Source organism: Acidithiobacillus marinus, assembly GCF_002847505.1.
In the GTDB taxonomy this organism is placed as follows: domain Bacteria; phylum Pseudomonadota; class Gammaproteobacteria; order Acidithiobacillales; family Acidithiobacillaceae; genus Acidithiobacillus; species Acidithiobacillus marinus.
Window position 1 is genome coordinate 17116 of the sequence record NZ_MXAV01000055.1, and the last position, 13344, is coordinate 30459.

The following is a 13344-nucleotide window of genomic DNA, read 5'->3' on the forward strand; positions in this document are numbered from 1 at the left end:
GCAGGGTGTTTACGTGGGCAACTCCTTTTTTTCTTCCCCGATCATTCGGGCATTATTAAACCGTACCGCGTTTCTTCAAGTAACCGAGCATCACCGCCAGCAAAATGACGACACCTTCTACCAGCTCGGTATAGAAGGGTGAAATATTGAGTAAAACCAAACCATCCAGAATCGTACTCAGCAGCAGGGCACCAATCAGCGCCCCCCAGACGGTTCCGCGCCCCCCGAACAGATAAACCCCGCCGATGACCACTGCGGCAATGGCGGGTAACTCGTCACCGCGCCCGGCATTAGGATCTGCCGTAGCCAGCTGTGCTGCGAAAATCACGCCAGCAAGGCCCGCTGAAAATCCGGAAAAGGCATAAGCCAGACTGCGAAGGCGCCGCACCCGAATTCCCGCCCGATAGGCGGCCACACGATTTCCACCGATAGCGTACAAATACAACCCGGACGCCGTGAGGCTGAGAAAAATGGCGAGCAAAATGACCATCAATCCGGCTATCCAGACCTGATCCGGAATCCCCAGAATGTGACTTTCACCAATGGCATTAAAGCCATTGTCATTGATGTTCAGGGGTTCGCCATTCGTGACGATCAGGGTCAGGCTCGAAAAAATGGAAAGTCCGGCCAGCGTGGCAATAAAATCCGTGATATGGAGATAGTTAATCACTATCCCTTGAAGCAACCCTGCCAGAGTGGCTGCCAACAGCGCCAGAAACAGGGCTAGAGGCCAAGGAAAGCCCGACAGCATCATGGTAGCGGCAAGAGCACCCGTCAGTCCGGCCACCGCCCCCACCGACAGATCAATACCTGCGACCAGCATCACCACCAGCTCACTCAGGGCCAGCAATACCAGAGGAGCGGCATCGGTGAGGACACTGAAGAAATTGTTGACCGAAACAAAATGGGGGGCCACAAATGCCAGAAAAATCAGTAAAGCGATAAACGCAAATAGTACCCCCTGATCCATCAGAAACTGGCGCAGGGAGTGTCCCTTTAACACTGTGGCGTTCAAGCGGCTACTCCCTTGCCTACCAACATCGCCTTGACGACCAGATCTTCGTCGAGATCATCCGGCCTGCCATCCAGGGCTTTTTCACCCCGTGTCAGGACCGTAATGCGTGACGCCACCTGCCAGACATCCGGCATGGTATGGGTAATCAAAATCACCGCCACCCCTGATGCAGCCAAGGTCTGGATCAGATGAAGAATAGCCGCATGCTCACCTACTCCGATGGCCGCCGTCGGCTCATCCATGATCACCAGCTTTGCCTGCCAATAAGCGGCCCGGGCAATGGCTACGGCCTGCCTTTGTCCACCGGAGAGCTCACCGACGGGTTGCCGCAGCGGAAGTTGAATGGCGAGTTTCTGCAGCGCCAGAACGGACTCTTTCCGCATTTCCCGTCGCGCCAGGAAAGGCAAAATACCTAACAAGCGTTTTTTGCGCTCGCGGCCCAGAAAAATATTGGCGGACACATCGAGGTTTTCAGCCACCGCCAGGTCCTGATACAGGGTTTCAATACCCAGATCCCGGGCCGTGCGCGGATCAAACTGCCGCAGTGTCTGGTCATGGAATTGCATGCTCCCCGAAGTCGGGGCCTGGGCACCGGCGATGATTTTCACCAGGGTAGATTTACCGGCGCCATTATCGCCCAGCAGGGCCAGCACTTCTCCTGGCCAGACATCCAGATCAATATCGCGCAATGCCTGTACGGCACCGAAACGTTTGCCGATACCGCGCAAACGCAACAAAGGCGGGCCCTGTCTTTCAGAAGCGCTTTCTGCTGCAGTGTTCATCAATGACTCGGCGCCAGATCCATATGCAGGGGTACCGGCACAAAAACCGTACCCGTAGACAGATAACTATATCCGGCCTGCACACCCAACGCCCCCATCACCGCCGGCTGCTGGGCAACACTCAAGGCAATTTTGCCTTCTTTGACCAGCCGGGTTTCGCCTACACTACCGCTGCCAATCATGGCTATAGTCAGGCCCTTCAAGCGGCCGGCCGCTTCAGCAGCACGCATGGCACCAATGGCCATTTCCCCATTTTCTGAATACACGGCATTTAAATGTGGGTTGGCAATCAGTACATCCCGCATGACGGTAAGTCCGCCTTCACGACTGAATCCACCTGACTGCCTTGCCACCACCTTGATATTGGGATAGCTTTTCAGTACCGATGCGCAACCTGCTGTTCTTTCATTGGTTGCAGAGGCTCCAGAAATGCCCAGAAGCATGAATAAATTACCGTGGCCGTGGAGTTTATGGGCAATATATTGGCAGGCTTGTGCACCGGCCTGTTTGTTATCCGAGGCAAAATAGGCAATGGCATGCCCTCCATCGGCCTTGCGATCAATATATATCACCGGAATATGTGCAGCATTGGCTTTTTCAACAGCCGGAACCAACGCTTTGGCATCTGTAGGATTAATGAGTAATAAATTCACCTTCCGGGCGATCAACGTATCTATCTGGTTACTTTGGGTGGTCGAATTATTGTTACCATCCTCCACCAGTAATTGTACGCCAAGCTTTTTGGCTTCTGCCTCTGCGCCGCTTTTAATGGTGGCAAAGTAAGGCGTCATGGCCGACAACATTAAGCCAAAAGTATATTGATGTGTCGCATCCTCAGCATTGGCTACCCCCGAAAAACCCCATGATAAAGACATGACTGTCATACAGATGGTAAGTGTTTTGCGTTTCATGATTTGACCCTCAACTTTTTGATGGCATCGGCGGGAATATACTGCGTCATAAGACTTTCAATCGCCGGACGCAGCGGCAGCGAAGCTTGTGCACCTTCGTGCATGGCCGCCAATGCTCCAGCGGCATTGGCGTAAGTGATGGCATATTCGATGGAATCACCGGCGGCGATGCTGGCACTGAATGCACCAGCAAAAGCATCTCCGCAACCCGTGGTATCCACCACTGCAACGGGAAAACCCGGAAGCAATCCTGATTTTCCTTGTCCGGTCGCCCATGCAGCGCCGGCTTTGCCCAAGGTGATGACGGCCACCTGGCGTCCTGCAGCCAGCTGCACGGCTACAGCGACGGCGTCTTGGGAAGAAACCGGATGGGACAGGCCTAGTAACTGCATAGCTTCTATTTCATTGACCAGCAACATATCCGCGAGCGCAAGAATTTCTCCCAGATCCTCCCCAACCGGGGAAGCATTGAGAATAACCCGTCCGCCCATTTCATGGGTCCGCAGCGCAGCGACCGTGACCGTTTGCAGAGGGATTTCCAGTTGCAGTAAAAGGATGTCGTGAGCAAAGTTGACAGGTGGCAGCAGCGCTGGCTGCAGATCGCCATTAGCACCAGAGATAATGGCAATACGGTTTTGCCCCCCTTCCTCCACTAAAATGAAAGCGAGGCCAGTGGGTGTATCAAACCGGCGCAGCGCTGCTAAGTCAATATTTTCCTGAGAGAGTTTTTCGTGCAGAAGATCACCGTATGCATCTTTCCCCAGAGCGGAAATAAGGCGGACAGAAGCGCCAGCTCTTTGTGCCGCTACTGCTTGATTGGCTCCCTTTCCTCCAGGGTGCAGATCATAAGCAGAACCCACCACCGTTTCCCCCGCACAGGGTGCGCGTGGCACACGCAGAACAATATCCATATTGCTGCTTCCCATCACGATCATCGCGGAAGTGTCCGGATCCCGATGTAGAAATACCGGTTCGACAAGAAGCCATATTCAAAGAAACAACATATTGGATAAAAATTTAGTTTCATTTTAATCCTTGCACCCGAAACCTTGTGTCGGGCTTTTTTTGGTATGTTTTGATTTACTCACTAGGTATAGTCAGAGATATCGCGAAGCGCAAGGGAATCAGGGAAAATGAGAGAACAGATAAATTATAATTTTATTTTATAGATTTTTATGAATTTACCTTTATCAAAAAGCAGGTTAATTAAATATTTTTATCCGGGAATATTCGCTCATAAATATCTTTTGCGAAACTGGTGCTCAGTGGTTTGGCTTCGGATATTTTGAATTTACTGGACACGCTCTCGCCAGACATGGCACGCAGAGCCAAAAAATCAGACATTTTCTGTGTGTAGCAATGTTGTGCGAATGTATATAAATGCGTGACAAAAACTACCCTCATTTCTTTTTCAATCAGCGCGTTACAAATTTGCCAGGCTATTTCTGATCCTTCGCGCTCATTGGTAGCAGCAAAAGATTCATTGAACAAAATCATGGCGCTGGCTTTCAGCTTCGGTACTAGCTCGGCCATACGCAGCAGTTCTTCATCAAACTTACCGCTACGCATTTGCGTATCCTCCTCCAGTTTGAAGTGGGTATAGACTTCATCACAAATACTTGCCGAAAATGCTTGAGCGGCCACCACAATACCGCTTTGCAGGAGTAGTTGATTTATCCCCAAAGCACGTAAAAAAGTACTCTTGCCGCCGCTGTTTGTACCGGTAATAACTATAAGCTTCTTATTGCTGGCCTGAAGATCATTGGTAATGATTTTATCCTTCTGAGAAAAAGCTAAACAGGGGTCGTATATTTTGCTGGCTACCCAACCCGGCTTCTCGCTCGATATTGGGGTAGGGAAACAAGATGGACATCCCCGCCGTTCCAGTGCCGCATACAGGTTCAGCGCACCTGAATAAAAGGCCGACTCGTTCCGTAGACGCTCAAAAAATGTGAGCAGTTGTTGCACGGCCGTATCCATTACATTGGCTACAGGTTGTAGGGCGGCATCACGAAATTCGGCCAATGCTGTTAAACCACTTTCATCCCGCTGGGATATTGTAAAAGAAAATGCTTCCCCACCAGAGTTAAAGGGAAGCAGTTTTTTCAACCAATGATTGCCTGGCTGGTTTTTGTTCAGAAAAAAATCCTTGCTTCGACCAATGTGGTCTAATTTTGCGCTTACGGAAAAACCTTTATCCATCCGCAATATTTGGCTCTGATGACGTAAATGACTGACGGTCTCAGCATCATAATATTTCTGTAAAAATTTAAAAAAACCGGTGAGGCCATCTGCATCTAGAGAGGTATAACTTTCTCCGAGATCACGGAGACTGGCTACTTGATCAAGCAGCATGTCGAGAATATCAACATTACTACGCAGGCGCCTGCTGGATGATTTAGCAGATAACCAAAAGCGCAAAGAATCATGATAGGCTTTCAGCGTATCGCAACTGTGCTGATACACACGGGAGAGCAACTCTGGATAACGTATGAAATCTCTCAATATCTGTTGACGAAAATTGATTACGGATATCTGTGTACTGCGTTGCCCCATTATGATCTGTCTTACAGCGTTAAGTATAGTATCATCATTGTTAGCCATCACCGAAAACAATATGGAAAGTTCCAGATCTCTCACCAGAGACTCAGAATGATCAGGAACACTGTCTAAGTGATAATTTTCCCCAGCGGGATAGAGCAAGCTGATATCAATCATTTGATTTTATCCATAAGAGCCGCATAGGTCAGACCATATTTAGCGGCAAGAGACAAGGCATAAGCCAAACCATCCGCAGGCTTACGACATATTTTGAAAGTTCTTTTGCTTAAGTCCTGAGAGTCAACCATACTCATTAGACTCACCACACTGGGGCTGATCGAAGCCAAAGCATCAATAAAAGTGACCCATACTGTTAGCGAATTCTTTTTCAGCAGCTTATGGATGATCTGTTCACTTAAATAGAGCGCATCTTCATATGTGGTGGAGTCAAACAGCTCGTTGAGTATGAAAATACTGGAATTCGTAGCTTTTTTTAGATTCTCATGCAAACGCAGAAGATCTTCTTCGAGTTTTCCATGCCCTGCGTTTATATCTTCCCGGTAGGAAAAATGTGTATAAATCCCATCACAAAGACATAAATGGGTGTTTTTTCCTGGTACAGGACAACCTAAGCCGGCCAGATGATGTATTTGCCCAAATGTTCTGGCAAAAGTGGTTTTACCGCCCTGATTGGGACCTGTAACCACAAAAATTTTCTCCCCTTCAGACAAATCTATATTATTCACCACAACCTGACGACTACTTTCTTCCATTAGACTGATAGCTAGCGCAAGATCAAATGTCTGCTCGGCTTGAATAGTATCTTTTCCAATCTGCAGCTGCGGTATTGAAAATGGTAAGCCCAGACGTTTCAATGGCGCAATATAACCCAAATAAGCCAGATAAAACTGAAGTTCCCGTTCCCGCTCAAGTATATCGAGAGCCATGAATGGATATCGGGCAACTTCCAGCGACTGTGCTCGATATTTTGTCTCTTTTGGTGCTGTTGGTTGCATATATTCATTACAGTAAGCATTTAACTCCTGAAATGGCTCTGGGTATAATTGGGCGACCCCTTCCAGAATCCGCGCTTGTACATGATCCAAATCATAACCGGAACCGGTTACAGACCCATTATCCTCTACTGTCAATAAAGTCTCATTCAAGCGCCAGTCATGAAGAATCTCTGCCGCATAATCATCATCATCCAGACAAGGCTTTACCGTGACTTTATTATCGGTGACGACAACAGCATAGCGAATGCTTTCCAATTTTTTTATGAGTACAGATGTGCGGCTTTCAAACTCTCGAAAAAAGTTCGACTCCAGCAGCTTCTGCAATTCATCGCTGAATGTTTGAAGGCCCCGCGAACCCAAGTCCAGATCGTGCAAATGAAGCTTTAAATTTTTAAGCGTTTGTTGATAGTGATGCGCCTCTTCCAGTAAAGAGCACTGCTGCTGTAATGGGTAATATAATTTTTCTATGCGTGCTAATGTACTACGCAGTACCGATAGTTCTTTAGAAAATAACGCTATACTGTTATACAGAACCTCATCTTCCATATCGCGCATGATATCCTGTCGAAATTGGATTGATTCCAAATCCTGTGACAGAAAATAAAAGTATTCTGTTAGGTTAAAAGACTCTTTGCTCTTGACAATTTTATTGATAATCTGATCCAGATTTAGGTCATGAAAATACTCAGGTTCAGCAATATTTACCGGCACGTTCAAATTTTCTCTGTGAAAAATTAAACTTTTCAACATATTATCCTCATGTTAACAGAGATCAAAGCGCGTTGCGTTTTTAGGCTGCATTCTCCATTCTCACCTTGTATTCCCATGTGGGGAATGGATGTTGTTCGCGCATTCGCTTTGTGATTTTTTATAACTTGCATTATTGGTTATAATGAACTATTCCTACATAACTAGCCAGGGCCCTGTCAACCTTCCATCTAAGCTGCTGATGGAGTAGCACAAAGGGTTTTTCTGGACTTCTCAGGATGAATGCGGTAACTTTTGCCGCATGGAAGTCCCAACTCTCACCGAAAACCAGCAAGCCAGCCTGCACCGTGTTCAGGTGCGACCCATCCTGCCCACGGAGCGGGAACGCTGGAATACGCTGATGCAAACGTATCACTACCGGGGCTTTCGCACCTTGGCGGGCCGTAACCTGCGCTATGTGGCTACGCTCGATGGTCGCTGGGTAGCGTTACTGGGCTGGCATGCCGCCGCTTTTCAATGCCAGGCGCGGGATCGGTGGATCGGCTGGTCCTGGATCTTGCGCCGCCAGCGCTTGCATCTCATCGCCAACAATGCCCGTTTTCTGATCCTGCCCGGAGAATCCTTCCCGAATCTGGCGTCCCGTATTCTGGCGCTGAACCTGCACAGGCTCTCTGCGGACTGGCAATCCGTCTATGGGCATCCCATCGTGCTGGCTGAGACCTTTGTGGAATCCCCCCGTTTTACCGGTGCCTGCTACCGGGCCGCCAACTGGGTGGATGTCGGCGGAACCAAGGGCTTCGCCCGCCGTCCCGGTGGTGGCTATGTCCACCACGGCCAACCTAAACGTCTTCTGCTCTTTCCTCTCCATCCACAGGCGCGGGCCTGGTTGGCCCAGCCGCAGCCCCAACTCGAATGGACCCATACCCCCATGCAAACCGTGACGTTGAGCGACGCGCAAATGGAAGGCTTGCGCCAAATCTTTTTCCGCCTTCCCGATACCCGCAGCAAACTAGGCAAGCAGCATCCCCTCCCGGCCATCCTGACGGTGGCCGTGGCCGCTGTCCTGACGCGGGCCGAAAGTTATGCCGCCATCGCCGAGTGGGGCGGTCGCTTGACCCAGGCTCAATTGAAGCGCATCCGCGCCCGATTCGATCCCAAAACCAAGCGCTACCTCGCCCCCTCCGAACCGACCATCCGGCGCGTCTTGCAAGGGGCCGATGTGGAGGCGCTGGATGCGGCGATCGGCGCCTGGCTACTGGGTACGGCGGGCTTTGAAGCGGTGGCCGTCGATGGCAAAGTCCTCAAAGGGGCCGCACGCGCAGACGGCGCTCAGGTGCATCTGCTCAGCGCGTTCCTGCATGGACAGGGGGCCACCATCGCGCAAAAAGAAATCGCCCGGAAAACCAACGAAATTCCAGAACTGCGCAACCTGCTCCAGGACGTCAACATCGCGGGCAAGGTCGTCACCGCCGATGCCCTGCATACCCAGCGGGAGACCGCCCGCTTCCTCGTCGAAGACAAGAAAGCCGATTATCTCTTCACCGCCGTCAAAGGCAATCAACGAAAACTCCGCGACCGTCTGACGTGCCTCCCTTGGGGCGATTTTCCCCCTCAACGCTGAAACCACAGAGGTCGGGCATGGCCGCTTTGAATACCGCAAAATCATCGTCGCCACCCGGGCAACCGGCCTCCATTTTCCGCATGTCGGACAAGCTTTCCTGATCCAACGCTCCACCATCAACAGCAAAGAGGGCACGATTCGGGATGATTATGCCTTCGGACTCACCAGCCTGACCCCGGATCGTGCCACGCCCGAAAATCTGTTGGGCTTGGCCCGTGGTCACTGGGAAATTGAAAACCGGAACCATCATGTCCGCGATGTGACTTTCCACGAGGACCTCTCCCAAGTCCGTACCCAGAACGGTCCCCATATGATGGCGACCTTGCGCGAACTGGCCATGAGCATTATGCGTCTCACTGGCGTCAAGAATATCGCCAAAGCGTGCCGGGATTTCGCCGCCAGCGCGCACAAAACGCTCCGCCAACTCGGATACTGAGGCGCCACCACGGGGTTTACCTATCCGAGAATAGCTCCGGAGGGCGAGCTGCGTCCGTCAGCCACCCCATTCACGATTCTGCACCCAAAATCGCCTGAAAATGCCGCATTTCCACCAACTATAGCCCCTTCAAACCACCATTAAAATCAGTGGCGAAAACCTCTGCTACTATATCTGGCGAGCTTGACGGAGCCCTGCATAACTAGCTTTAAGAATCTGCGCTGCAACCTGTCTCTCAGACTTCTGTCACGCCAGACACAATAAAAGCTTAGCGAGGTGGACCAATGACTCAACCCTTTGACTTACTCATTATAGGCGGTGGAATCAACGGCGTCGGCATCGCCCGGGATGCCAGCGGCAGAAAGCTATCGGTACTCCTGGTAGAACAGGATGACCTTGCTGCCCATACCTCTTCCGCCAGCACCAAACTCATTCATGGCGGTTTACGTTATCTGGAATATTATGAATTCCGGCTGGTGCGCGAAGCCCTCATGGAAAGAGAAAGGTTGCTGGGCATTGCTCCCCATATCATCTGGCCTTTGGAGTTTGTATTACCGCAAGGTCCCGAAAGCCGTTCTTCCTGGCGCATTCGGGCGGGGCTCTTTCTTTATGACCACCTCGCCCCCCGCAGTCGCTTACCGGCTTCCCGCGCTGTACACTTTGGCCCACACCCGGCAGTGAACGTGCTCAAGCAAGCCTACACCAAAGGCTTCACTTATGCCGACTGCTGGGTGGAAGACAGTCGACTGGTCGCTCTCAATGCGTTGGCTGCTGCCGAACAGGGCGCAAAAATTTTGACCCGTACGCAACTGCTCTCGGCGCGTCCAGAAAATCAACTATGGTCTGCACAACTGCTGGATAAAAAAACAGGGCAGCAGGAAACTGTTCACGCCCGGGCACTGATCAATGCTGCAGGACCCTGGGTGGGTACCGTTCTGAGCCAGGAGCTGGGCATCAAAACCGAGAAAACGGTGCGCAAGGTCAAAGGCAGCCACATCATTGTGCCCCGTCTTTATGAGGGGGATTACGCCTTCATTCTGCAAAATCCCGATCATCGCATCATTTTTACCATCCCCTATGAATATGCGTACACGCTGATCGGGACAACGGACATTCCCTATGATGGCGACCCTGCCGAGGTACATATTACGGCAGAAGAAACCACCTATCTCTGTGAAAGCGTATCCCGGTATTTTCAGACTCCGGTACATCCCGACAACGTCGTCCGCAGTTATGCCGGCGTCCGTCCCCTCTATGATGATCATGCGGCCAATGCCTCTGCGGTCACCCGAGATTATGTGCTGGATATGGAAGGGGGAGGCGACACGCCTCCGCTGCTTTCGGTATTTGGTGGAAAAATCACCACCTACCGACGCCTTGCCGAGCATGCGCTGTCCCTGTTGCAGCCGGTTCTAGGCCATCCCAATGATCGGAGGAGCTGGACAGCCGACGTTCCTTTACCGGGAGGAGACATTCCCGCTGGCGATTTTGCAGCATTTGTTCGCACCCTATCCGCAGAGTATCCCTTCTTGCCGGCCCATTTGGCTTATCGTCTGGCCCGTGCCTACGGCACCCGCACCCGGAAAATCCTCGGTAATGCCCGACAGATGATGGATCTGGGTCAGGATTTTGGTGCTGGCTTGACCCAGGCAGAAGTGGATTATCTGATCACTCAGGAATGGGCGCGGCAGCCGGAGGATATTTTATGGCGGCGGTCCAAAATGGCTTTACATGCGCCTGAGGATACCGCAAAAAAACTGGAAACCTATCTGCACTCTCTGGAAAGCTCAGAGAAAATTCGACAAGGAGGTGACACCGCCGAGTCTTGATGTTTTTTTTTGAGGAGGATATACCCATGTCAAAATATGTAGGGGCCATCGATCAAGGAACCACCAGTACCCGCTTTATTGTTTTCGACAAACAAGCCCATATTGTTTCCTTAGCGCAAAAAGAACACGAACAGATTTATCCCAGGCCCGGATGGGTTGAACACAATCCTCTGGAAATCCTGAATAACAGCAATGAAGTCATCGGGGCGGCTCTCGCCAGAGCCAATCTCAGCGCCAGCGATCTCGCTGCAGTAGGCATCACCAATCAACGCGAAACCACCGTTCTCTGGGATCGTCATAGCGGTCGCCCGCTCTGCAACGCCTTGGTGTGGATGGATACCCGTACCGATCAGCTGGTCCAGCGCTTTGCGCGAGATGGCGGGCAGGGAAGATTCCGCGAGAAAACTGGCCTCCCCCTGGCTACCTATTTTTCCGGACTGAAACTCCTGTGGATTCTGGAAAATGTGGAAGGTGCTCGGCGTTTGGCGGAAAAGGGTGATGCCCTTTTTGGCAATATCAACACCTGGATGGCCTGGAATCTCACCGGCGGTCCCGATGGCGGCATCCACGTGACTGATGTCAGTAACGCCAGCCGCACCATGCTCATGGATTTGCAAACCTGTACCTGGGACAAGGAAATGCTGGAGCAATTCAAAATCCCCGAAGCTTGTCTGCCCAAAATTGTGCCGTCCTCTTCCCCCTATGCAGAAATCACCACGGCGCCACTCCGCGGTACCCAGCTGGCTGGAATGCTTGGTGACCAGCAGGCAGCCCTGGTCGGACAAACCTGCTTCGCCCCGGGAGAAGCCAAAAACACCTATGGTACCGGCTCTTTTCTGCTCATGAACACCGGCACCGAGCCGGTGCAATCCAAGGCCGGACTACTGACCACGCTGGCTTATCAATTTGGCGACGAAAAACCCCATTACGCCCTGGAAGGCGCTATTGCCATCACCGGGGCGCTGGTGCAATGGTTAAGGGACAATCTCCACTTTTTTGACGTAGCCGGGCAAATCGAACCTTTGGCCCGCAGCGTCGAAAATAATGGTGATGTGTACCTTGTCCCGGCTTTTTCCGGTTTGTATGCGCCCTATTGGAAGGATGATGCCCGAGGCGTCATTGCCGGGCTGACCCGTTTTGCCAACAAGGCCCATATTGCCCGGGCAGCACTGGAATCCACCGCCTATCAGGTGCGCGATGTGGTCGAGGCCATGGAAATAGACAGTGGCATTCCCCTCAGCAGCTTGCGTACCGATGGCGGCATGGTGGTCAATGAATTACTGATGCAGTTCCAGTCCGATATGCTGAAAGTGCCGGTGTTGCGCCCCAAAATGATCGAAACCACGGCTCTGGGTTCGGCCTATGCCGCCGGTCTCGCCGTTGGCTACTGGCGCAATATCGAAGACCTGCGCGCCAATTGGGGTATTGATAAAACCTGGGAACCGAAAATGCCTGACGCCGACCGGGATCATTATTACCAGTCCTGGAAAAAAGCCGTCACCCGGTCATTTGCCTGGGTGGACTGAGCACATAATAAGGAGATCATAAAATGGCTGAAAACACAGCAGTAAAATTCGGGGTGAAAACAGGCTGGCGGGCCCAGTCGGTCTGGTCAGAAATGCTGGCAGAATTTGTCGGCTGCTTTGTCCTGCTGGCCTTTGGCGCCGGTTGCGTCGCGGTCGCGGTGGTGGGGCTCACGGAATCCCATCGCACCATGGTCATTTTTCAGGGGGCAGGGGGCTGGATGGTCATTGTCTGGGGATGGGCATTTGCGGTCACCATGGCAGTTTACGTAGCAGGCGGGGTTTCCGGGGCACACATCAACCCAGCCGTTACTCTGGCTTTTGCGATCAAGGGCAATTTTCCCTGGCGCAAAGTCATCCCCTACTGGATTGCCCAAGTGGTAGGCTGCTTTGCCGGGGCGGCCATTGTCTATTACGATTATTTTCGCGCCATCAATGCCTGGAATCTGGCCAATCATGTGCTGTCTCGGGCTGATCCGGGGGGAATGACCACCTTCAGTATATTCGCAACTTTTCCCGCCGCTTACTATGGAAGCCACCTGGGACTCATGCTGATGGACCAGGTCATTGCCACCTTTTTTCTGGTGCTCTTTGTGTTTGCCATCATCGACAACATGAATGTCGGGCCAGGCTCCAACCTGGCACCCCTGATGATCGGTTTTGCGGTCGCGGCCATCGGTCTCTCCTTCGGCGTAGGAACGGGCTATGCGATCAATCCGGCTCGGGATTTCGGACCGCGCCTGTTTTGCTGGTTACAAGGATGGGGGCCCAATGCCTTTCCGGGTCCTCATGGTTACTGGTGGGTGCCCGTTGTCGGCCCTCTCATCGGCGCCAGCATAGCCGTATTTTTTTACGACTGGTGCATCAGCAAAACCCTCTGTGTGCGTGCTAAACTGTTAAAAGAACGGCAGCCACAGGTAGAACAGAAAGGCCTGGGTTTCAAGCTGGAAAAACGGTTCCTC

11 protein-coding genes are annotated in these 13344 nt (G+C 51.8%); 5 read left to right on the forward strand and 6 right to left on the reverse strand.

The annotated features are described in order from the left end of the window. Window positions 1–55: 55 nt before the first annotated feature. From B1757_RS14130 to B1757_RS14155, 6 genes are all read right to left on the reverse strand, one after another. Entirely contained in the window at window positions 56–1015 is a 960-nt protein-coding gene (locus tag B1757_RS14130) for an ABC transporter permease (protein ID WP_101538932.1), read from the reverse strand. Continuing rightward, window positions 1012–1797, reverse strand: coding sequence for an ATP-binding cassette domain-containing protein (locus tag B1757_RS14135; RefSeq protein ID WP_101538933.1), 786 nt, complete (start codon window positions 1795–1797; stop codon window positions 1012–1014). Before B1757_RS14135 ends, B1757_RS14130 begins: the two co-directional genes overlap by 4 nt. After that, on the reverse strand, window positions 1797–2708 hold the full coding sequence (locus B1757_RS14140; protein WP_101538934.1) for a substrate-binding domain-containing protein: 912 nt from the start codon (window positions 2706–2708) through the stop codon (window positions 1797–1799). The genes B1757_RS14135 and B1757_RS14140 overlap by 1 nt, the downstream gene beginning before the upstream one ends. Further along, entirely contained in the window at window positions 2705–3643 is a 939-nt protein-coding gene (locus B1757_RS14145) for a ribokinase (RefSeq protein ID WP_101538935.1), read from the reverse strand. The genes B1757_RS14140 and B1757_RS14145 overlap by 4 nt, the downstream gene beginning before the upstream one ends. Window positions 3644–3914: 271 nt before the next feature. Further along, window positions 3915–5426, reverse strand: coding sequence for a MutS-related protein (locus tag B1757_RS14150; RefSeq protein WP_101538936.1), 1512 nt, complete (start codon window positions 5424–5426; stop codon window positions 3915–3917). After that, entirely contained in the window at window positions 5423–7015 is a 1593-nt protein-coding gene (locus B1757_RS14155; RefSeq protein ID WP_101538937.1) for a MutS-related protein, read from the reverse strand. The genes B1757_RS14150 and B1757_RS14155 overlap by 4 nt, the downstream gene beginning before the upstream one ends. A 259-nt stretch (window positions 7016–7274) precedes the next feature. On the opposite strand from B1757_RS14155, the gene B1757_RS14160 reads away from it, so the two are divergent. From B1757_RS14160 to B1757_RS14180, 5 genes are all read left to right on the forward strand, one after another. Next, complete coding sequence (locus tag B1757_RS14160) at window positions 7275–8594, forward strand: ISAs1 family transposase (protein ID WP_101537397.1); 1320 nt, start codon at window positions 7275–7277, stop codon at window positions 8592–8594. Window positions 8595–8637: 43 nt separating this feature from the next. Beyond that, on the forward strand, window positions 8638–9030 hold the full coding sequence (locus tag B1757_RS16150) for a hypothetical protein (RefSeq protein ID WP_368233151.1): 393 nt from the start codon (window positions 8638–8640) through the stop codon (window positions 9028–9030). A 284-nt stretch (window positions 9031–9314) separates the two neighbouring features. Then, window positions 9315–10859 (forward strand): glycerol-3-phosphate dehydrogenase, encoded by a 1545-nt coding sequence (gene glpD, locus B1757_RS14170; protein ID WP_101538938.1) that lies wholly within the window; start codon window positions 9315–9317, stop codon window positions 10857–10859. Window positions 10860–10885: 26 nt separating this feature from the next. Then, window positions 10886–12385, forward strand: a complete 1500-nt coding sequence (gene glpK, locus B1757_RS14175; protein ID WP_101538941.1) for a glycerol kinase GlpK — start codon at window positions 10886–10888, stop codon at window positions 12383–12385. 23 nt (window positions 12386–12408) lie between these two features. Then, the coding region (locus B1757_RS14180) for an MIP/aquaporin family protein (RefSeq protein WP_172437740.1) at window positions 12409–13344 on the forward strand (936 nt) is incomplete at its 3' end.

Coding starts and splice junctions, on each gene's coding strand:
- B1757_RS14145 (WP_101538935.1), bottom strand. CDS start 3,643: ATGATCGTGATGGGAAGCAGCAATATGGATATTGTTCTGCGTGTGCCA.
- glpK (WP_101538941.1), top strand. CDS start 10,886: ATGTCAAAATATGTAGGGGCCATCGATCAAGGAACCACCAGTACCCGC.
- B1757_RS14140 (WP_101538934.1), bottom strand. CDS start 2,708: ATGAAACGCAAAACACTTACCATCTGTATGACAGTCATGTCTTTATCA.
- B1757_RS14155 (WP_101538937.1), bottom strand. CDS start 7,015: ATGTTGAAAAGTTTAATTTTTCACAGAGAAAATTTGAACGTGCCGGTA.
- B1757_RS14150 (WP_101538936.1), bottom strand. CDS start 5,426: ATGATTGATATCAGCTTGCTCTATCCCGCTGGGGAAAATTATCACTTA.
- B1757_RS14160 (WP_101537397.1), top strand. CDS start 7,275: ATGGAAGTCCCAACTCTCACCGAAAACCAGCAAGCCAGCCTGCACCGT.
- B1757_RS14135 (WP_101538933.1), bottom strand. CDS start 1,797: ATGAACACTGCAGCAGAAAGCGCTTCTGAAAGACAGGGCCCGCCTTTG.
- glpD (WP_101538938.1), top strand. CDS start 9,315: ATGACTCAACCCTTTGACTTACTCATTATAGGCGGTGGAATCAACGGC.